Origin of the sequence: Burkholderia sp. AU28863, from assembly GCF_002223195.1 — a bacterium.
Taxonomy (GTDB): Bacteria; Pseudomonadota; Gammaproteobacteria; order Burkholderiales; family Burkholderiaceae; genus Burkholderia; species Burkholderia sola.
Map to the genome: position 1 here is coordinate 1,581,010 of NZ_NKFE01000005.1, position 19,385 is coordinate 1,600,394.

A 19,385-nucleotide genomic window follows, 5' to 3' on the forward strand; every position below is an offset into this window, starting at 1 on the left:
CGTTACGGCTTCATCGTCGCGTCGATCAGGTCGTAGGCCATGTCCGGCACCACGCCGTCCGGATTCGTGAGGCCGTTCTGGCGATACCAGCTTTCATCGGCCTCCGGATGCGGGCCGGCAAGGCCGACGCGCCCTTTGCCGTAGCGATACGTGGCCGCCGCGATGTCCTTGTTCGGGTAGATCGCCAGCACGATCCCGCCGGAGCCGATCGGCGCGACCGGCAGCCTCGCACCGTCCTGATAGTAGATCCAGCGCTTTTTCCCGCGCCAGACGACCGGTGTCACCGTGTCGGCGACGCCGTGAAGCGTCGAGCCCGGCCGGTCGACCTCGGAGTCGATATCGCCGGCGACCAGCCCGAAACCCTGCTCGCCGGCAAGGTAGGCGCCCATGCACACTCCGAGATATCGACCGCCGTTCGCCACGTATCGCCGCACGGCCCGGATTTCATTTCGGCCGATGCTGGCCGCCGCGCCGGGAATGTCCTGCCCGCCGCCGGGCTGCACATAGAGCGCCGCACCGGCCAGCGCCGCGGGCGTGATCCTGAGCTTTTCCGCCGGCCCCACGTAGATCACCCTGAACCGGTAGTCCGATTCCCGCAGGCGTCTGGCGATGGTTTCGGCGCACCCGTCGCACGCGGCAGGCCCGCGATAGACCAGCGCGACCGGCCGGCTCGCCGCATCCCGCGCTTCGTCGCCGGGCGTGGCGGCGTGAACGGCCGGCGACGCGACGAGCGCCATCATCAGGAAAATCGCGTTTCTGGAGTGCATGTCGTGGATCGCCGGAGTCAATGGAATCGCTACCGCCCGGGCCGAATCGACAGGCGCGCGACGACTTCCGCCTCCCGTTCCGACGCCCGATTGCAAGCTGCGCGACAGCAAGCGTAGCGACCCGAACGCGGCCGGTGTGTGCCGTTTCCTGCGGGCTTGTGCAGATATGTACGCACCGGCGACCGGAACCCACACCGCGCCTCCGCCCGCCGAACCCCGCCCCGACAAGGCCGTTTCCGCCATGCAGCCGCCCTCCGGTCTTTCGCACCGACAAGTCTTATATAAGACATAAGACATTTGACGTTCCAGGTCATTGAGATTAGAATCCCGCTCAAAGCAGTGCCTGGAATAGCCCCGGAGTGCCGGCAAGGCCTTCCCCTCAAACGCAATATCAGCAGGTCTCCCCATGCTTGAAAACTTTCGTGCTCACGTGGCCGCCCGCGCCGCGCTCGGTATTCCTCCCCTGCCGCTGACGGCTCAGCAGACCGCCGAACTGGTCGAATTGCTGACCAACCCTCCCGCCGGCGAAGAGCAGACGCTGCTCGAGCTGATCACCCATCGCGTGCCCGCCGGCGTCGACGAAGCCGCCCGCGTGAAGGCCGGCTTCCTGGCCGCCGTGGCCAAGGGCGAGACCGCCTGCCCGCTGATCTCGCGTGCGCGCGCCACCGAGCTGCTCGGCACGATGCTCGGCGGCTACAACATCCAGCCGCTGATCGAACTGCTGTCCGACGAAGCCGTCGCCGCGGTCGCCGCCGACGCGCTGAAGAAAACCCTGCTGATGTTCGACCAGTTCCATGACGTGAAGGAACTCGCCGACAACGGCAACGCGCACGCGAAGGCCGTGCTGCAGAGCTGGGCCGACGCCGAATGGTTCACGAGCCGTCCGGAAGTGCCGCAAAGCCTGACCATCACCGTGTTCAAGGTCACGGGCGAAACCAACACCGACGATCTGTCGCCGGCACCGGACGCCACCACCCGCCCGGACATCCCGATGCACGCGCTCGCGATGCTGAAGAACGCGCGCCCCGGCATCACGCCGGAAGAAGACGGCAAGCGCGGCCCGGTCAAGTTCATCGAATCGCTGAAGGAAAAGGGTCACCTCGTCGCGTACGTGGGCGACGTGGTCGGCACCGGCTCCTCGCGCAAATCGGCCACCAACTCGGTGCTGTGGTTCACCGGCGAAGACATCCCGTTCGTCCCGAACAAGCGCTTCGGCGGTGTGTGCCTCGGCGGCAAGATCGCGCCGATCTTCTACAACACGATGGAAGACGCCGGCGCGCTGCCGATCGAACTCGACGTGTCGCAAATGAACATGGGCGACGTGGTCGAACTGCGCCCGTACGAAGGCAAGGCGCTGAAGGACGGCAAGGTCATCGCCGAATTCCAGGTGAAGTCCGACGTGCTGTTCGACGAAGTGCGCGCCGGCGGCCGCATTCCGCTGATCATCGGCCGCGGCCTGACCGCGAAGGCGCGCGAAGCGCTGGGTCTCGCGCCGTCGACGCTGTTCCGCCTGCCGCATCAGCCGGCCGATAGCGGCAAGGGCTTCTCGCTCGCGCAGAAGATGGTCGGCCGCGCGTGCGGTTTGCCGGAAGGCCAGGGCGTGCGCCCGGGCACGTACTGCGAACCGAAGATGACCTCGGTCGGCTCGCAGGACACCACGGGCCCGATGACCCGCGACGAACTGAAGGATCTGGCCTGCCTCGGCTTCTCGGCCGACCTCGTGATGCAGTCGTTCTGCCACACCGCCGCGTATCCGAAGCCGGTCGACGTGAAGACGCACCAGACGCTGCCGAACTTCATCAGCACGCGCGGCGGCATCGCGCTGCGCCCGGGCGACGGCGTGATCCACTCGTGGCTGAACCGCATGCTGCTGCCCGACACCGTCGGCACCGGCGGCGATTCGCACACGCGCTTCCCGATCGGCATCAGCTTCCCGGCGGGTTCGGGCCTGGTCGCGTTCGCGGCCGCCACCGGCACGATGCCGCTGGACATGCCGGAATCGGTGCTGGTCCGCTTCAAGGGCAAGATGCAGCCGGGCGTCACGCTGCGCGACCTCGTCAACGCGATCCCGCTGTACGCGATCAAGCAAGGCATGCTGACGGTCGCCAAGCAAGGCAAGAAGAACATCTTCTCGGGCCGCATCCTCGAAATCGAAGGCCTGCCCGACCTCAAGGTCGAGCAAGCGTTCGAACTGTCGGATGCATCGGCGGAGCGTTCGGCCGCCGGTTGCACGGTGCGCCTGAACAAGGAACCGATCATCGAATACCTGAACAGCAACATCACGCTGCTGAAGTGGATGATCGCGCAGGGCTACCAGGATCCGCGCAGCCTGCAGCGTCGTATCGCCGCGATGGAACAGTGGCTGGCCGACCCGCAACTGCTGTCGCCGGATGCCGACGCCGAATATGCGGCCGTCATCGAGATCGACCTCGCCGACATCCACGAGCCGATCGTCGCCTGCCCGAACGACCCGGACGACGTGAAGACGCTGTCCGACGTCGCCGGTGCGAAGATCGACGAAGTGTTCATCGGCTCGTGCATGACCAACATCGGTCACTTCCGTGCCGCGTCGAAGCTGCTGGAAGGCAAGCGCGACATCCCGGTCAAGCTGTGGGTCGCGCCGCCGACCAAGATGGACCAGAAGCAGTTGACGGAAGAAGGTCACTACGGCGTGTTCGGCACGGCCGGCGCACGGACCGAAATGCCGGGCTGCTCGCTGTGCATGGGTAACCAGGCGCAGGTGCGCGAAGGCGCGACGGTCATGTCGACGTCGACCCGCAACTTCCCGAACCGTCTCGGCAAGAACACGAACGTGTACCTCGGCTCCGCTGAACTGGCCGCGATCTGCTCGCGTCTGGGCAAGATCCCGACCAAGGAAGAGTACATGGCCGACATGGGCGTGCTCACCGCCAACGGCGACAAGATCTACCAGTACATGAACTTCGACCAGATCGAGGACTTCAAGGAAGTGGCCGACACCGTGCAGGTGTAAGCCCGCAGTCGGGCTGCGACGGGCGGTCGACGTCGCAGCGCACCGAAAGGCGCCGCAAGCCGAAAGGCCGCGGCGCTTTTTTCATGCGTCGGCGACCGGACGCGCCCGTCCGGTCAGTCGTACAGCGCGTGCAGCCGCTCGACGACGTCGAACGGCACGCCTTCGTCATAGCCGTCCGCTTCGTCGAGATCGACGTACTCGCGCCCGTCGGTCGGTTGCAGCATCAGCGCCGGCACGGGCCGCGCGACCGGTACGTCCGGATAATCGTTCGGCCCCGCACCATCGAAGTCGTGCGGATCGAACCAGATGCCGTGATTGGCGTAATAGCCGTCGGCGTAACGTTGCTCGATGTCGCGAAGCAGCCGGAACGTATCGAGTTGATACGACGCGTCGCCCAGATCGCTTTCGCTCGCATACTGCACGAACCACGCGGCGCCGAGATTCCAGTAGATCAGCAGTGCGGTCGCGCGATCGACGTTGCGATTGTCCAGCAGCCAGCGCAATGCGCGTCCGTTGCCATCGTAATTGGAGCGTGCGGCGAACCGGTGCCACTGCTCGGGCGTCGCGCGTTCGAGCCACGCCCGGACGATGTCCCACGCCTTCTGTTCGATGTCGGTGTCGTCCATGGATTGCGTCTTGCGGAATGAGCGGTAACGGGAAAGTCTTCGATGACCGGCGATTCTAGCGTCGCTGTCCATTCATGCGGCGTCGCCGCCCGACTCGCGACGGATCACCAGTTCGTTGAAGCCGGTGCCCGCATCCGGCTCGCGCGAGAAGCGATGCGCGGGCAGCAGCGCGAGCAGGATCTCGGCCGTCGTGCGCACCACGCAGCCGCTCGCGACGTGGCCGCCCGTCACGCGGCCGGCTGCATCGGAGATCGACATATGAAGGTGCGCGCCGTCCGGCGATACGGAGCCGGCCAGCGTCAGGATTTCGAGGTCGCCGCGCAGTTCGGTCGGCTGATCGACGCCGGCGAAACGCAACTGCGCGACGCTCAGGCTGCCGATGCCCTGAATCACGAAGGCCGCATGCGCTTCGTGCTGACGTAACGCTGCCTCGATGGCGCCGCGCAGATCGTCGCCGGGAGAAAGACGCAAAGGATGGGCTTGCATGGTCGAGAACCTGTGGGTCGATCGTGGTATCGACCAAGCGTACGTTCGCCCGGCGAATCCGGCAAGTCGGCTATTTACGCGCGGCGGTCGCTCGCCAGCAACCCGTACAGCGCGCTGTCCGACACTTCGTCGCCGACGATCCAGCGTTCGCGCAGCAGCCCTTCCCGCACGAAGCCGAGCCGTTCGAGCAGCCCCGCCGACGCGACGTTGCGCGGATCGATATCGGCCTCGAGCCGGTTCAGCCGCAGCGTGCCGAATGCATGATCGATCACGGCCGACGCCGCTTCGCGCATGTATCCGCCGCGCCAGAACGCGCGCCGCAGGCTGAAGCCGATCTCGGCGCGTCGGCATTGCGCGTTCGCATGGAACAGCACGCACTCGCCGAGCGTTTCGCCGGTTTCCCGCAGTTCAAGCACGCAGACCAGGCTCTCCCCGCTTGCGGACGTCTGCACGTTGCGCGCGACGCGCGCCTCGGCCTGTTCGATTTCCGTCATCGGCGAGAACGAGAAATAGCGCATCGCTTCCGCATCGGACCAGATCTCGAAGAAGGCCGGCGCGTCGGCGTCGCGAAGCGGCCGCAGCACGAGGCGGGATGTTTCCAGCGTGACTGGTTCGAACAGGGGCATGACAACACTCGATCGAAAAACGGGAGCGTGAATTAGAACACGCAAGCCTCAAGTCGGCCATGCCGCGCATTCGCACGACCCGTCCCGCCACGCCAACATCGCCGCAAAAACAAAAAGCCCGGGCATCGCCCGGGCCTCACCACGTCGTCCGCTACCGCCGCCGGCCCCGCTTACGCCTCGAGCGCCTCCAGCACCTTCCCCTTCGTCTCGATTCCGACGAAGTGCACGGTCAGCGCCGCGATCAGCGGCACCACGCCGATCAGATAGAACGCCGGCGCGAGGTTTCCGCCGATGATCGCGTGCGGCACGACCATCGGTGCGACGAACGACGCGATCTTCAGCCACGCGCTGCCGAGCCCGCAGCCCGACGCACGGATGCTCGTCGGATACTGCTCCGGCGTGTAGACGTACGCGGTAATGAACCCGGACGCCATCAGCCCGAGCGACAGCGAACAGAAGATCGCGACCACGTACACCGACGACGCGTGATAGATACCCGCGAGTGCGAGCGACAGCGCGCACAGCACGAACGACCACACGATCACCGGCTTGCGGCCGAGCTTGTCGACGAGCAGCGCCGACGCCAGTGACCCGAGCACGCCCATGACCGACCCGATCACCGCGAGGTTCAGCGCGAGCTGCAGCGGCGCGTGATAGAAGTTCTTGTAGATCGTCGGCAGCCACGTCGACAACCCGTACTGGATGAACCCGCAGGTCGCCCACAGCGTCGCCACCGCGAGCGTGCGCTTGCGATACGCGGCGCGGAACAGGTCGCTCATCCTGCGCTTCGGATGCTGGCGCACCATCTCGTCGAACGCGGCCGCCTGCGTGACCGGCGGCAGTTCGCCGCGCACCGACGCCTCGAACGCGCTCGTCGCCCGCCCGGCTTCCGCGAGCCGCCCGCGCGACGCGAGCCAGCGCGGCGATTCGGGCACGAGGTGCGTGAGCACGAGCGACAGGATCACCGGCAGCCCGCCGACGAAGTACATGATCTCCCAGCCGAAGCGCGGCACGAGCCAAGCGCCGAGCGCCATCGACACGAGCAGGCCGATCGGAAACACGATCTCGTACAGCAGCACGAAACGGCCTCGGCCATGCGCACGCGTGATCTCGTTGATGTACGTCGCGGCGACCGGCAACTCGCCGCCGAGCCCGAGCCCCTGCAGAATCCGCAGCAGCACGAAGATCTCGAACGTCGGCGCGAAACCGCACGCGGTGCTCGTGATGCCGATCACGGCCGAACTCCATGCGATCGCTTTCACGCGGCCATGCTTTTCCGCGAGCGCGGGAAACAGGAATGCGCCGATCAACTGGCCGATCGCGCCGGACGCGATCAGCATGCCGATCTGCGTCGGCGACAGCCCCCACTTGTGAATCAGCAGCGGCAGCGTCGCCGCGATCGTGATCACGTCGAAGCCGTCGAAGAACGTCGCGGTGCCGATCAGCACGCGCGCGCGGATCTGCATCGCGTTGGCCGGAAGCCGCTCGAGCCGCGCGATGATCGCGCCGGGCGTGGAAGCGGCAGCTTCCATCGTGGCCTTGCCGGCCACGACGTTGTCGAAAGTGCTCATGCGGGGTGTCTCCTGGGTCTCTTTCCGGTCGAACCGGTCAGGCAAGCGCTTGGGTCGTGTCTGCCAGGGCTTCCGTATCCACTGCCCGGCCCTGGTTCATCCACTTGCGTGCGAGCTTCAGCTCACGCGCGTTGTTCACGGCGATGACACCTCTCACATGCCCGTCGCCAACAAAAAACAGCGTCGCACGACGCGCGGCGAGATCGCCGCGCACGACGAGCTGCGCATCGGCCGGCAGATCGCCGAGGATCTGCAGGTTCACGTCGTACTGATCGGACCAGAACCACGGAATCTCCGCGTACGGTGCACGCACGCCGAGCACCGCCTTCGCCGCCGCGATCGCCTGGTTCTGCGCGTTCGCCCACGATTCGAGCCGCACGCGCCGCTTCAGCCAGCCGTTGTGATGGTTCGCGACGTCGCCGCACGCGAAGATCGCCGGGTCGCTGGTCGCGCCGTATTCGTCGACGACGATGCCGTCGTCTACCGCGAGCCCCGCGTCGCTCGCGAGCGACGCGTTCAGCGCAAGGCCGATGCCGGCCACCGCGAAGTCGGCGTCGATCGTCGTGCCGTCGGCAAGCGTCGCGCGTACCTTCGATGCATCGCCGGGCGGCGCATCGAGCGATTCAAGCGCCGCGCCAAGTCGCACGTCGACACCGTTCGAGCGATGCAGGTCGAGCAGGAAGTCCGATACGACCTGCGGCACCGAGCGGCCGCACAGGCGCGGCGCGCCTTCGACGACCACCGCGTCGACGCCGAGCTTGCGCGCGGTCGCCGCGACTTCGAGGCCGATCCAGCCGCCGCCGATCACGAGCACGCGCCGGCTCGCACGCAGCTTCTCGCCGAGCGCGGCCGCTTCGTCGAGCGTGCGCAGGTAATGCAGATTCGGCGTGTTGACGAGCGCACCGGGTAAGCGGCGCGACGTGCCGCCGGTCGCGATCACGAGCCGGTCGTATTCGATCTCGCGACCGCTTTCGGTTCTCACCACGCGACGTGCGCGATCGATCGACGCCGCGCGTTCCGGCTGCCACGCTTCGACGTTCAGCGCGTCGAATTCGTCGGGCCGCACGACGCGCACGGTCTCGATGTCGGCGTCGCCGGCCAGCACGGCCTTCGACAGCGGCGGACGCTCGTACGGCAGGTGCGGCTCGTCGGCGATCATCACGAGACGGCCCGCGTACCCTTGCGCGCGCAACGTCTTCAGCACCCAGCCGGCCGCCTGGCCGCCGCCGATCACGACGACCGTGCCCGGCGCGGCCTGCTCCTGTGTGTTCTCTTCGCTCACGATTTGCGCTCCGTCATGAACTTGCCTTCCGGCGCCTTCGCGTTCTTCTGCCGGCGCGTGTTGCCGTCGAGGCCGCCGTCGACGGCCCACTCGGCGAACACGGTCGGGCCTGGTTCGAATTCGCGCGGCTGCCATTCGGGCGTCAGCACGTCTTCGTCCGCGTAGTACTCGATCAGCGCGCCGGCCGGGTTCTGGAAGTACCAGAAATACGCGGACGACACCGGATGACGCCCCGGGCCGAGCTGCGTTTCCCAGCCGCAGCGGTCGATGTGCATGCCGCCGCCGAACACTTCGTGGATGTCGCGCACGGTAAACGCGACGTGGTTCAGGCCGCGTTTACCGTTCGGCAGCGCGAGCAGGAACAGGTCGTGGTGGCCGCCATGCGGCGCGCAGCGCATGAACGCACCGCGGCCCGGATAACGGTCCGACGTCTCGAAGCCGAGCCGTTCGTGATAGAACTTTTCCTGCGCATCGAGGCAATTTGTGAAGAACACGACGTGCCCGACCTCGACCGGCTCCGCGCGCGCATAAATCGGGCTCGGCTGATCGACGCGCAGCGTCTGGCCCCACACGTTCGACGGCGAGCCCGTGATGTCGAGTGCGCGCTTGCGCGTGACTTCGATACGGATCGCCATCCCGTTCGGGTCGATGCAGCCGACCGCATCGTCTTGTGCGTAATAGCCGGGCTGGCCGGCCAGCTTCGTGCGCAGTGCGTCGACTTCCTGCCGCGTCGCGACGCCCCATGTGACTTCCCGCAACGTCGGGCCCGCTTCGAACGCGGGCGGCAGCGACGGATCGTCGGCTTTCACGACGAGCACGGTGCAACCGTTCAGCGTCTCGAAACGCGCACGCGTGTCGTCGTGCGCGACTTCCTTCAAGCCCCAGTCCGCGAAAAAGCGCCGGCACGTGGCGAGGTCGTCGACACCGTACGTGATCTGCTCGATTCCCAAGATGCTCATTGCGTCATTCCCCTTCGCTCAGTTCGCCCACGGCAGCGGCGCGTCGTTCAAGCCCCAGTAAAGGCTCTTCTGCTGCATGTATTCGCGGATGCCGAGACGCCCTTTCTCGCGGCCCATCCCGCTCTCCTTCCAGCCGGAGAACGGCGTGGAGATCGAGAACAGCTTGTACGTGTTGATCCAGATGGTGCCCGTCTCCAGCGCCCGCGCGATGCGCCACGCGCGCTTGTAGTCACGCGTCCAGATGCCGGCCGCGAGGCCGAACACGCTGTCGTTCGCCTGCGCGATCAGCGACGCTTCGTCGTCGAACGGCATCGCGACCAGCACCGGCCCGAAGATTTCCTCCTGGCAGATGCGAGCGCTGTTCGGCAAGCCTTCGAGAATCGTCGGCTGATAGAAGAAGCCGTCCTCGCGACCGTCGCCCGACGGCCGCTCGCCGCCGCACAACAGCCGGCCGCCTTCTTCCAGCCCGAGCGCGACGTAGCGCTCGACCGACTCGCGATGCTTCGCGGTGATCAGCGGGCCCATCTGCGTATCGGGTCGCATCGGGTCGCCCACGCGCAGCTTGCGCGCGCCGGCCACCAGCCGCTGCATGAATGCGTCGTACACCGCGCGCTGCACGAACAGCCGCGAACCGGCGATGCACGCCTCGCCCGACGAGCTGAAGATTCCGTACAGCACGCCGTTGACCGCGTGATCGAGATCCGCGTCGTCGAATACGATCGTCGGCGACTTGCCGCCGAGTTCGAGCGACACGGGCATCAGTTTCTCGGCGGCGATGCGCGCGATGCCGCGGCCCACTTCGGTGCCGCCGGTGAACGACACCTTCTTCACCAGCGGATGACGCACGAGCACGTCGCCGATCACCGAGCCCTTGCCCGGCAGCACGCTCAGCACGCCCGTCGGCACGCCGGCTTCCTCGCAGATGCGCGCCAGCGCGAGCGACACGAGCGGCGTGACTTCAGCCGGCTTGAGCACCACCGCGTTGCCACCGGCGAGCGCCGGCGCGAGTTTCTGTGCATCGGATGCGATCGGCGAGTTCCATGGCGTGATCGCCGCGATCACGCCGATCGGCTCGTACACGCTCATCGTCAGGTAGTCGCCGCGCGACGGCGTCAGTTCTTCGTCGAGCGTTTCGAGGCACGCCGCGAAATAGCGAAACGTATTCGCCGCGCTGGCCACGAGCACGCGCGTCTCGGCGATCGGCTTGCCGTTGTCGCGGCGCTGCAGGTTCGCGAGCGCCTCGTGCCGCTGCATGATCAGGTCGGCGATCCGGTACAGCACCTGCGCGCGCTGATGCGGCTTGAGCCCGGCCCAGTCGGCGCGGCGCCATGCGGCGTCGGCGGCCACGACGGCGTCGGCCGCGTCCTCCGCGTTCGCCGTCGACACTTCCATGTTCAGCGACTGGTCGGCCGGATAGAGGCTCGCGTAAGGCGCGCCGCGGCCGCGCCGCCACTCGCCGCCGATCAGGATGTTGCCGTCGGGCACGAGGCGCGTATCGAAAGGAGTCATGTCACAAGTCTCACAAGTCTGTCTCTGCACATCCGCCCTCGCCGTGGCGCGGGCGGACGCTCGATGGTCCGGTCAGATCACGCAGCAGGCCGCGCGGTTGCGCAGCGCGCGGATCGCGCTGTACGCCGTCAGCGCGGACGTCTTCGGGTTGTCGGGCAACGGCTTGCCGCTCATTTCCAGCGACATCTCGCCGAATGCGCCGCGCGCGGTGATGCGGTGCACGTTGCGCTCGACGGCCGGATCGGCGATCAGGCGCACGTGCGTCGCGTCGAGGCCGACGCCCGCGAGCGCGACCGTCGCCGCGACGTTCGCGTTCTTCGGATACAGCCGCGCCGCATCGCGCGCAGTGCCTTCGAAGATCACCTTCTCCGCGGTCATCGCGCGCAGGTCGCACAGTTCCTCGGCCGGCGTGCCGAGCCAGCCAAGCGGCGGCTTGCGACCGACGTACAGCACTTCGTCGAGGCCACCCTGCTGCGCGGACGCCAGCGCATCGATGCCGCCGATCGCGCCGGACAGCAGCGTCACGGTGGTGCCGCCTTCGTCGGCGGCCTGCGACAGCACGTCGAGCAGCGCGAGATCGGACAGCGCGCCGATCGACGCGACCGCGCAGTCGGTGCCGGCCTTCAGCAACGGCACGACGTGATCGACGAGCGCGCTGTGGCCCGCGCATTCGAGCGCGAACGCGGGGCGGCGGGCCAGCGCGTCGACCGACGACACGACCTCCACCGCACTGCCGAGCGCGCGCTGCACCGCGTCGCGCTGATGCTCCGGCACGATCACATGCGCGACGCGCAGCGACGCGTCGTGCTCGACCGCGCGGTACACGGCCGCGCCGATCGCGCCGAAGCCGATCATCGCGACGTCGACGGGTGCCCGCTTGTGCCCGTTACGCATACTGGCGCTCCGTCGGCGCTTCCTTCTTCACCGGCGGGCCCGCGAAGGCGGACGCGAACGAGCCGACCGACAGCATGTCGACCTCGACCATCACCGGCCCTTCCTTCGCAATCCCTTCGCGCACGATCGCTTCGGCCTGGTCGAGCGACGTGATCCGGTAGTGCGTGAGGCCGAAGCTCGCGCAGAACTGCGCGAAATCGGGCTGATGCAGCTGCACGAAGCAGCGGCGGCCGCCGTAGTGCGCGTCCTGGATGTTGCGGATCACGCCGTAGCACTGGTCGTTCATCAGCACGATCATCACGTTCGCGTTTTCCTGCACGGCCGTGACGAGCTCACCGACGTTGACCATCAGGCCGCCGTCGCCGACGAGGCAGACCGTCTTCGCCGCCGAACCGGCCAGCGCCGCGCCGATGCCCATCTGGATGCCCTGGCCGATGCCGCCGCCGAGCGCATGCACGCCCGCGCGCGGCTCGAAGATCTTCAGCAGGCGGTTGCCCCACGTGCTGTTCGAGATCGTCACGTCGCGCACCCAGTTGTAGTCGCGGCCGACGGCGGCCTGCAGCGTGTCGACGAGCTTCCTGTACGGCCCGAGGCCCTTCGCCACGTCGGCCACCGCGTCCTCGCGAGCCGCCGCGAGGTCGGCCGCGAATTGCGGATCGACCGACAGGCGGCCTTCGAGGCGGTCGGCCAGCTCTGCCAGCACGCGCTTCGAATCGCCGTGCACGAACAGCGCGTTGCGATAGCCGCGGTTGTCGGCGAGCGCATCGGCATCGACGCGGAACAGCGGCTGCGGCAGCGCAAGCTTGTACTTCAGCGTTTCGTTGCCGCGCAGGCGCGAGCCGACCACGACGAGCGCGTCGCAGGTCTTGTAGAACGCTTCGACCGACGCATGCACGTTGAACGCGCCGAGCGTCGCCGGGTGATCTTCCGGCAGCACGCCGCGGCCCTGCACGCTCGTCACGACGCCGAAGCCGAGCTTCACGAGGCGTTCGACTTCCGCGCGGGCATGCCGCGCGCCGCCGCCGAGCCACAGCAGCGGGCGGCGCTTGGCCACGAGCGCATCGGCGAGCTTCGCGACGCGGGTGCTGTCGTGCTCACGCACCGCAACGTGCGCCGGTGCGAGGTCTTCCGGCCATTCGATTTCGGCTGCCTGGATGTCGATCGGAATCTCGACCGACACGGGGCCCGTCGGCGCGGTCTGCGCGACGCGCACGGCTTCGCGGATCGTCGGCAGCACCGTTTCGACCGTGCGCACGCGGAACGCGGCCTTCGAGATCGAGTCGAGCATCGACAACTGGTCGGGCGCTTCGTGGATGTACGCGAGGTCCTGGTCGAGGTACGGCGTCTCGATCTGCCCGGTGATGTGCAGCAGCGCGGTGCCGGCCGTCAGCGCCTCGACCATCGCGCCGGCCGCGTTGCCGGCGGCCGTGCCCGTGCTCGTGAATGCGACGCCGAGGCCGCCCGATACGCGGGCCAGCCCATCGGCCATATTCAGCGCACCGGCTTCGCCGCGTGCGCCGACATACCGGATGTTGCCGCGCGAGTTGATCGCGTCGAGGATCGGCATGTTGTGGATCGAGATGACACCGAATGCGGTTTTGACGTCGCACTGCTCGAGAAAGGCGGCAATCAGCTCGCCAACCGTGGTTTTTTCAGACATGGCGTGCAAAGCCTCCAGAAACGTCGATATGGCTGCCCGTCGTGTAGGACGACAGATGCGTTGCGAGATAAAAAAGGGCCCAGGCCGCCTCGTCGGGCTTGCCGAAGCGATTCAGCGGAATGTTCTTCTTGCGGGCGAGCGTGCCCGTCCACGCCTCCCAGCTTTCGCCGGGCTGCGCCTGCGCTTCATGACGGCGGCGCCACTGCCCCGACTCGACGATGCCGATCAGGATCGAGTTCACGCGGATGCGCTGCGGCGCGAGTTCGGTCGCGAGCGACTTCACGAGGCTCAGCACGCCGGCGCGCGCCGACGACGTCGCGACCATGTGCGGCTCCGGTTGCAGCGCGAGCAGCGAGTTCACGCAGGTGATCGTCGGCGCGGCCGCATCGCGCAGCAGCGGCAGGAATGCGCGCGTCGGACGGATGATGCTGAAGTACTTCAGCTCGAGTTCTTCGCGCCATGCGTCGTCGGTCGTGTCGGCGAAGGTCGACACGCGGCCCTGGCCGGCGTTGTTGACCAGCATGTCGGCGCGGCCGAATCGCGCGGACACCACTTGCGCGAATGAGGTCACGTCGGCTTCGTCGAGCACGTCGCAGCGTGCGACCAGCAGTTGTGCGTCTGCGTACTTGTCGCGAAGCATTGCTTCGGCGCGTGCGAGGCGGTGGCCGTCGCGGCCGCAAATCGCGATCGATGCGCCGGCCTGCAGGAACCGTTCGGCCGTCGCGAGGCCGATGCCGGACGAGCCGCCCGTCACCACTGCTACTTGCCCGGTCAGATCGATCTTGATCATCGGAGTCCTAATGCTTTCAGAAACGTGTGCTCGTCATCCGAGCGGTAATTGAGCCGCCGCGACAATTCCGCCGCCGCGCGTTGCACCTTGTCGATCAGCCCGTCCGCGATCAGCGCCGCGTCGATCTCCGGACGCGGCACCGTCACCGTGATGCACGCGACGATCTTCTGCGTCTCGTTGCGCACCGGCGCCGTGACAACCGAGATCCCGCGCTCGAACGACGAATTGCTGACGCCGTAGCCGCGCAGCGCATCCTCGCGAATCACTTCGTAGAGCGCGTCGACCGTCTCCGGCGTCGCGCTCGTCATCCGGTTCAGCATGCCTTCCGGATACAGCGCGTGCAGTTCCTTCAGCGACAGGTCGCCCATCAGCACGTGGCCGTGCGTCGTCGCATGCGCGGGCAGCCGCGTGCCGACGTTCACGCGGATCGAGCTGAACACCGGCGACTGGCTCTGCGCCTTCGCGACGAACACCACGTCGCGGCCGTCGCGAATCACGATATGCGTCGTGAAGCCGGTCGCATCGCGCAGGCTCTCGATCACCGGCAGCCCGAGGTCGGTCAATTCCAGCGAGCTCAGGTATTCGAAGCCGAGCCGCAGCACGGCGATGCCGAGCTTGTAGTTGCGATCCTTGTCCGCGCGTTCGAGAAAGCCGAGCGATTCGAGCGTCTGCAGCAGACGGAACACCGTCGTGCGCGGAATGCCGAGCCGTTTCGACAGTTCGGGCGCGCCGAGCACGGGCTCGCGCGGCGAGAATTCGGCGAGAATGCGCAGCCCGCGTTCGAGGCCCGGCACCACGTAGCCGGCTTCGGCCTTCGCGTTGTCCGCGTCCTGCCGTTGTTGCAACGGTTCGCTCATTCCAGCCCCCGTTGACGATCGCATTGGCGACAGAAGCCGTCGATCAGCGATGAATAGACTGCCGGCTGTTCGACGTAACCCGCATGACCCGCCTGCGGAACCACCTGCAGCCCGACGTGCGCGGCCGCGGCGATCCGCTCGCACGCGGCCGGCGGCGTGATCGCATCGTTCGCGCCGACGGCCACGGCCGTGCGGCCGCGAAAACCGGCAAGATCGGCCGCGAGATCGGCGTTCGCGAGCAGATGCGTGGCCTGCGCGTAGCCGGCCGGCACGATGCGCGCCATGTTCCAGCGCACCCATGCACGCGCGTCCTCGTTCGCGAAGCCGGACAACATGTTGCCGCTGCGCTGCTCGGCGAGCCCGGCCGGGCCGAGTTCCGCGAGCATCGCGAGCCGCGCGTCGCGGCGCGATTCGCGGGTGTCGGCCGGTGCGTTGCCGTAGCCGCCCGCGGGCGAAATCAGCAGCAGGCCGGCGATCCGCGCGGGCATCACGCGAGCCAACCCGCCCGCGACGATCGCGCCGAGCGAATGCCCGACCAGCACGCAACGCTCGATGCCGAGTGCCTCAAGCCACGCGTTCAGCGATGCCGCGTAATCGGCGGCGGCCGGCGACGCCCCGTGCACGGGCGTCGACACGCCGTAACCGGGCGCATCCCACGCGAGCACGCGCCGCGATGCGCGCAGCGTATCGAGCTGGCTCACCCACGATGCCGCGCCCGAGCCGATTCCGTGCAGCAGCACGACGGGCAGCGTGCGGCTCGCATGCTGCGCGCGGGCCTCCCGGTAGCCGATCGTGCCCGCCGCGCCGGCTTCGCAACGCTGTTCGGGAAACTGCCCGAGCAGCGCGGCGAACGCCGCGGTGCGGTCGCGTTCACGTTCGCGTTTGTCGATGACACTCATTGCTTCACCGGCTCCGTCTCAACGCTTGATCTTCGCGAGCGGCGAATCGGGCGGATACGTCGGCGTGATCGGCTTCGACGAACCGAGCATCACGCACATCAGCGCGTCTTCCTCGCCGATGTTGATTTCCGTTCGATATACGCCCGGCGGCACCGAGATCAGGTCGCGCTCGCCGAGGATCGCTTCCCAGGTCTCGCCGTCGCGCTCGCAGATCACCTTCATCTTGCCGCGCAGCACGAAGAAGATTTCCTCGACGTCGATATGGATGTGGCTCGGGCCAATGTTGCCGGCGGGGATCACCATCGTCGAAAACGTGAAGTTACCGGCCGGCACCGTGTTGACGTCCTTCGCGACGCCCGTGCCGCCCGTGCCGACGTAGCGCATCTGCGCACGGCGGTACTTCGGGTCGTAGTCGGCCTGGAACTTCAGTGCGTCCCAGTCGTAGCGCCGCGTCGCATAGCGCGCGACGCGCCCTTCCATCCAGTCGTTGAAGCTTGCGCCTTCCGGCTGGTCCCACGACTTGCGTTCGAGATCGGCGTCCGCCATCGTCCTCTCCTTCATTCCGAGTGAAAACTTCAAATCAGTTCATTACGAAGCCGCCGTTCACCGGCAGCAGTTGACCCGTCACGAAGCGCGCGCCGTCCGACAGCAGGAACAGCACAGGGCCCGTCACGTCGTCGGGCACCTGCGCGCGCGTGAGCGCACGGCCCTGCAGGTAGAACGCATGGCGCTCGGCGGGCACGTAGGCCGTCGCCTCGACTTCGGTCAGCCCCGGCGCGATCGCGTTGACCGTCACGCCGTGCGCGCCGAACTCGCGTGCCTGCGCATGCGTCATCGCGATCACCGCGCCCTTGCTCGCGACGTACGCGAGCAGCTTCGGCGCGCCCCACAGCGCGGTGTCCGATGCGAGGTTCACGATCGCGCCGCGGCCCGATTGCGCGAGGTGCGGCAGCGCCGCATTGCTGACGAGCCACACACCGCGCACGTTCACGGTCATCACGGCATCCCACGTCGACACGTCGAGCTCCGTCGAGAGCTTGCCGCCGGAGTTCGTGATCGCCGCGTTGTTGATCAGCGCGTCGATGCCGCCGAGCGCCGCCGCGGCCTGTGCGACGAACGCGTCGATGCTGGCCGGATCGGCGAGGTCGAGTGCGAAGAAATGCGCGGTGTGGCCGGCTTGCGCGAGCTGCGCGGCCAGCGCGCGGCCCTCGTCGACCAGCACGTCGCCAAACGCGACCTGTGCGCCCGCTTCGACCAGCGCCTTCACGAATGCGGCGCCGAGACCGCGCGCGCCGCCCGTGACCAGCACGCGGCGACCGGGCAGCGCCACGACCGGAGCGAATTCAGCCATTCGCGGGCTCCGAGGCGGCGTGGGCCGCGCGATGCGCGTCGAGCGAGGACAGATGCTCCTGCGCACGCTGGCGCAACATCCGGCGCACACGCGTAATGCCGACGTCGTGCTGGTACAGGTATTCGTGATCGCGCGCCTGCGGCGCGAGGCTTTCGAGGACGTAGCGATCCTGCTCGAGCACGTCCCAGTGCAGGCCCTCGAGGCGGTTGCGGTACATGAAGCGCCACACGTCGCGCTGCCAGCCGCCGACCTTGCGCGTACGCCAGAAGTAGACCTGACAGTTGTCGCCGTCGACCGGCGTCGCGAAGCCGATGATCCCGAAATTGCCGCCAGGACCGAACTTCTGCTTGTACGGAATCGCGAGGCGCATCCACAGGCAACCCGTTTCGCCAAGTTCGACCCAGTCGAAGTTCACGTCGCGCTGGCCGATCTTCTCGAACATCAGGCCCGTTTCCGTCTTGCGCACGCGCATGTCGGCCTGCTTGTCGCCTTCGGCCATCGAGTGCGACGTCGCATGCAGATACGCGCCGTGCATCGGGTCCATCACGTTGTCGATCGCATACTGGTAATTGCACTTCCAGTTCGACACGCACAGGAAGTGCGCGTACTCGTCGGCGACCAGTTCTTCCGGCAGGTTCAGCGGCGCCGGCTCGCCGTGCGCTTCGTCACCGAACCACAGGAAGATCGCGCCGGCCTTCTCTTCGACCGGATACGACTTCACGCATTTCGTGCCTTCGAGCGGACAGTTCGATACGGCCGGCACGCGGTTGACCGTGCCGCCGCCGTCGACTTCGATGCCGTGATACCAGCACGCGATGTTGCCGCCGAGGTTCCAGCCGAGCGACAGGCGCGCGCCGCGGTGCGGGCAGCGATCTTCCAGCGCGTGGACCTTTCCTTCGTGATCGCGCCACAGCACGATCTGCTCGGACAGGCGCGTGACGCCGACGGGCGCGTTCGACACCTGCCAGCTTGGCGCGACGGGATACCAGTAGTTCTTGATGCCGCGGTCGAGGTAATCGCGGACCGGGTCGTGTTGGGTTTCGTGTTGTACGGGGGACGTCATCAGTGTGCTCCGGATGCGGTTGTCTTCAGATCGGCGCTCAGGCGCGCGGCGCGGTCGGTGCGTTCATTCCGCCAGCGAGGCCATTTCGGCGCGGAAGCGCTCAGGTGTCCAAACCGTGCCGTCCGGTGCGCGAAAACCGATGCGGTTCAGGCCCGCGACGACGTCTTCCAGTTCGGTCGCGCCGCTCTCGAACACGCGTTCGAGCGCATCGCCGAGGTCGTTCTCGTACTGCGTCGGCTCCGCCTTGCGGTTCTGCCAGACCTGGTTCTCGACCTGGCCGGGGATCTCGATCCGCCCCTTGCCGGCGACGTTGTTCGGCTGCGGCGCCACCCACGGCTTCAGGAAGGGATTGAAATTGACGGTCGCTTCTTTCATGTCACTCCACCTTGATCTGGATTTCTTCACCGGCGAGGCGCACCGCGTACTGCTTCAGCGCACGCCCGCCCGGGCCCTTCAGGCATTCGCCCGTCTTGATGTCGAACACGGCCTCGTGCAGCGGGCATTCGACCGTGCCTTCGTCGACGAAGCCCTGCGTCAGCAGCGCATACGCATGCGGGCACACGTTCTCGAGCGCATACACGTCGTCGCCGACGCGGTAGATCCCGATTTCCACGCCGTCGGTCCGCTTGAACTCGATCGGCGTGTCTTCCGACAGTGCGCCGGCGTGACCGGCGCAAATCCATTGCTCAGACATCTCGCACCCTTCCTTCTGATCGACTCTTGATTTGTTCCATATCCGGAACAGCAGTTTATGGATGGTGATTATAGGAGCGACCTTCCACGAGTAAAACAAAAAGCTGCATGTCCTAGGGAAAACACCGACCGGCAGGTCGACCTGTCCCTCCACTTACCCTATCTAATGTGATTTTTTGTTTTACGACGGGTATTTATCGACTGTTTCGAGACATGACGCCGCGCAGGCTGGTCTCCGGACGGCATCCATCTGTCCCGAAAAATTTATTTTTGATCGGGCGTGCGACACCCCTATACTCCATTCCATCAAAGGCACGTTGTTCCCTATATGGAACATAAGAATGCCCACTCGGCGATGAA

Annotated in this window: 19 protein-coding genes; 1 reads left to right on the plus strand and 18 read right to left on the minus strand. The window is 66.9% G+C overall.

What is annotated here, in order from left to right:
- Positions 1 to 2: 2 nt before the first annotated feature.
- Positions 3 to 1,010, minus strand: a complete 1,008-nt coding sequence (locus CFB81_RS23720) for a BPL-N domain-containing protein (RefSeq protein ID WP_256976308.1) — start codon at positions 1,008 to 1,010, stop codon at positions 3 to 5.
- Positions 1,011 to 1,173: 163 nt separating this feature from the next.
- On the opposite strand from CFB81_RS23720, the gene acnB reads away from it, so the two are divergent.
- Complete coding sequence (gene acnB, locus CFB81_RS23725; RefSeq protein WP_069620962.1) at positions 1,174 to 3,759, plus strand: bifunctional aconitate hydratase 2/2-methylisocitrate dehydratase; 2,586 nt, start codon at positions 1,174 to 1,176, stop codon at positions 3,757 to 3,759.
- A 113-nt stretch (positions 3,760 to 3,872) separates the two neighbouring features.
- Here the strand turns inward: acnB and CFB81_RS23730 are convergent, their stop codons facing one another.
- The 17 genes from CFB81_RS23730 to CFB81_RS23810 all read right to left on the minus strand — a co-directional run bounded on the left by CFB81_RS23730 (position 3,873) and on the right by CFB81_RS23810 (position 19,026).
- Positions 3,873 to 4,385, minus strand: a complete 513-nt coding sequence (locus CFB81_RS23730) for a DUF4274 domain-containing protein (RefSeq protein WP_089436726.1) — start codon at positions 4,383 to 4,385, stop codon at positions 3,873 to 3,875.
- A gap of 72 nt (positions 4,386 to 4,457) precedes the next feature.
- Positions 4,458 to 4,871: a PPC domain-containing DNA-binding protein gene (locus tag CFB81_RS23735; protein WP_069620960.1), complete on the minus strand. Its 414-nt coding sequence runs from the start codon at positions 4,869 to 4,871 to the stop codon at positions 4,458 to 4,460.
- 74 nt (positions 4,872 to 4,945) lie between these two features.
- Positions 4,946 to 5,497 (minus strand): GNAT family N-acetyltransferase, encoded by a 552-nt coding sequence (locus CFB81_RS23740; protein WP_069620959.1) that lies wholly within the window; start codon positions 5,495 to 5,497, stop codon positions 4,946 to 4,948.
- A 170-nt stretch (positions 5,498 to 5,667) separates the two neighbouring features.
- Positions 5,668 to 7,068: an MFS transporter gene (locus tag CFB81_RS23745; protein ID WP_089436727.1), complete on the minus strand. Its 1,401-nt coding sequence runs from the start codon at positions 7,066 to 7,068 to the stop codon at positions 5,668 to 5,670.
- A 37-nt stretch (positions 7,069 to 7,105) separates the two neighbouring features.
- Complete coding sequence (locus CFB81_RS23750; RefSeq protein ID WP_069620957.1) at positions 7,106 to 8,350, minus strand: NAD(P)/FAD-dependent oxidoreductase; 1,245 nt, start codon at positions 8,348 to 8,350, stop codon at positions 7,106 to 7,108.
- A complete protein-coding gene (locus CFB81_RS23755) occupies positions 8,347 to 9,309 on the minus strand; it encodes a VOC family protein (RefSeq protein WP_069620956.1) in 963 nt (320 codons plus the stop codon). Before CFB81_RS23755 ends, CFB81_RS23750 begins: the two co-directional genes overlap by 4 nt.
- Positions 9,310 to 9,327: 18 nt before the next feature.
- Positions 9,328 to 10,818, minus strand: coding sequence for an aldehyde dehydrogenase (locus tag CFB81_RS23760; protein WP_089436728.1), 1,491 nt, complete (start codon positions 10,816 to 10,818; stop codon positions 9,328 to 9,330).
- Positions 10,819 to 10,890: 72 nt separating this feature from the next.
- Complete coding sequence (locus CFB81_RS23765) at positions 10,891 to 11,712, minus strand: aspartate dehydrogenase (protein ID WP_089436729.1); 822 nt, start codon at positions 11,710 to 11,712, stop codon at positions 10,891 to 10,893.
- Positions 11,705 to 13,372 (minus strand): thiamine pyrophosphate-binding protein, encoded by a 1,668-nt coding sequence (locus CFB81_RS23770; protein ID WP_089436730.1) that lies wholly within the window; start codon positions 13,370 to 13,372, stop codon positions 11,705 to 11,707. The genes CFB81_RS23765 and CFB81_RS23770 overlap by 8 nt, the downstream gene beginning before the upstream one ends.
- Positions 13,365 to 14,162 (minus strand): SDR family oxidoreductase, encoded by a 798-nt coding sequence (locus CFB81_RS23775; RefSeq protein ID WP_089436731.1) that lies wholly within the window; start codon positions 14,160 to 14,162, stop codon positions 13,365 to 13,367. The genes CFB81_RS23770 and CFB81_RS23775 overlap by 8 nt, the downstream gene beginning before the upstream one ends.
- Entirely contained in the window at positions 14,159 to 15,019 is an 861-nt protein-coding gene (locus CFB81_RS23780) for an IclR family transcriptional regulator (protein ID WP_069620951.1), read from the minus strand. Before CFB81_RS23780 ends, CFB81_RS23775 begins: the two co-directional genes overlap by 4 nt.
- Positions 15,016 to 15,918 (minus strand): alpha/beta fold hydrolase, encoded by a 903-nt coding sequence (locus CFB81_RS23785; RefSeq protein WP_089436732.1) that lies wholly within the window; start codon positions 15,916 to 15,918, stop codon positions 15,016 to 15,018. Before CFB81_RS23785 ends, CFB81_RS23780 begins: the two co-directional genes overlap by 4 nt.
- Before the next feature lie 18 nt (positions 15,919 to 15,936).
- Positions 15,937 to 16,464: a cupin domain-containing protein gene (locus CFB81_RS23790; RefSeq protein ID WP_006489904.1), complete on the minus strand. Its 528-nt coding sequence runs from the start codon at positions 16,462 to 16,464 to the stop codon at positions 15,937 to 15,939.
- A 34-nt stretch (positions 16,465 to 16,498) separates the two neighbouring features.
- Positions 16,499 to 17,269, minus strand: coding sequence for an SDR family oxidoreductase (locus CFB81_RS23795; RefSeq protein ID WP_089436733.1), 771 nt, complete (start codon positions 17,267 to 17,269; stop codon positions 16,499 to 16,501).
- Positions 17,262 to 18,332, minus strand: coding sequence for an aromatic ring-hydroxylating dioxygenase subunit alpha (locus tag CFB81_RS23800; protein WP_089436734.1), 1,071 nt, complete (start codon positions 18,330 to 18,332; stop codon positions 17,262 to 17,264). Before CFB81_RS23800 ends, CFB81_RS23795 begins: the two co-directional genes overlap by 8 nt.
- A 63-nt stretch (positions 18,333 to 18,395) precedes the next feature.
- Complete coding sequence (locus CFB81_RS23805; protein WP_069620947.1) at positions 18,396 to 18,707, minus strand: recombinase-like helix-turn-helix domain-containing protein; 312 nt, start codon at positions 18,705 to 18,707, stop codon at positions 18,396 to 18,398.
- A 1-nt stretch (position 18,708) separates the two neighbouring features.
- Positions 18,709 to 19,026: a non-heme iron oxygenase ferredoxin subunit gene (locus CFB81_RS23810; protein WP_006489883.1), complete on the minus strand. Its 318-nt coding sequence runs from the start codon at positions 19,024 to 19,026 to the stop codon at positions 18,709 to 18,711.
- Positions 19,027 to 19,385 lie beyond the last annotated feature (359 nt).

Bases quoted from the DNA above. Each gene is read 5' to 3' on its own strand.
- CFB81_RS23745 (WP_089436727.1), bottom strand. From the start codon at position 7,068: ATGAGCACTTTCGACAACGTCGTGGCCGGCAAGGCCACGATGGAAGCT.
- CFB81_RS23720 (WP_256976308.1), bottom strand. From the start codon at position 1,010: ATGGCGGAAACGGCCTTGTCGGGGCGGGGTTCGGCGGGCGGAGGCGCG.
- CFB81_RS23805 (WP_069620947.1), bottom strand. From the start codon at position 18,707: ATGAAAGAAGCGACCGTCAATTTCAATCCCTTCCTGAAGCCGTGGGTG.
- CFB81_RS23810 (WP_006489883.1), bottom strand. From the start codon at position 19,026: ATGTCTGAGCAATGGATTTGCGCCGGTCACGCCGGCGCACTGTCGGAA.
- CFB81_RS23765 (WP_089436729.1), bottom strand. From the start codon at position 11,712: ATGCGTAACGGGCACAAGCGGGCACCCGTCGACGTCGCGATGATCGGC.
- CFB81_RS23740 (WP_069620959.1), bottom strand. From the start codon at position 5,497: ATGCCCCTGTTCGAACCAGTCACGCTGGAAACATCCCGCCTCGTGCTG.
- CFB81_RS23775 (WP_089436731.1), bottom strand. From the start codon at position 14,162: ATGATCAAGATCGATCTGACCGGGCAAGTAGCAGTGGTGACGGGCGGC.
- CFB81_RS23735 (WP_069620960.1), bottom strand. From the start codon at position 4,871: ATGCAAGCCCATCCTTTGCGTCTTTCTCCCGGCGACGATCTGCGCGGC.
- CFB81_RS23800 (WP_089436734.1), bottom strand. From the start codon at position 18,332: ATGACGTCCCCCGTACAACACGAAACCCAACACGACCCGGTCCGCGAT.
- CFB81_RS23785 (WP_089436732.1), bottom strand. From the start codon at position 15,918: ATGAGTGTCATCGACAAACGCGAACGTGAACGCGACCGCACCGCGGCG.
- CFB81_RS23760 (WP_089436728.1), bottom strand. From the start codon at position 10,818: ATGACTCCTTTCGATACGCGCCTCGTGCCCGACGGCAACATCCTGATC.
- CFB81_RS23730 (WP_089436726.1), bottom strand. From the start codon at position 4,385: ATGGACGACACCGACATCGAACAGAAGGCGTGGGACATCGTCCGGGCG.
- CFB81_RS23780 (WP_069620951.1), bottom strand. From the start codon at position 15,019: ATGAGCGAACCGTTGCAACAACGGCAGGACGCGGACAACGCGAAGGCC.
- CFB81_RS23770 (WP_089436730.1), bottom strand. From the start codon at position 13,372: ATGTCTGAAAAAACCACGGTTGGCGAGCTGATTGCCGCCTTTCTCGAG.
- CFB81_RS23755 (WP_069620956.1), bottom strand. From the start codon at position 9,309: ATGAGCATCTTGGGAATCGAGCAGATCACGTACGGTGTCGACGACCTC.
- acnB (WP_069620962.1), top strand. From the start codon at position 1,174: ATGCTTGAAAACTTTCGTGCTCACGTGGCCGCCCGCGCCGCGCTCGGT.
- CFB81_RS23790 (WP_006489904.1), bottom strand. From the start codon at position 16,464: ATGGCGGACGCCGATCTCGAACGCAAGTCGTGGGACCAGCCGGAAGGC.
- CFB81_RS23795 (WP_089436733.1), bottom strand. From the start codon at position 17,269: ATGGCTGAATTCGCTCCGGTCGTGGCGCTGCCCGGTCGCCGCGTGCTG.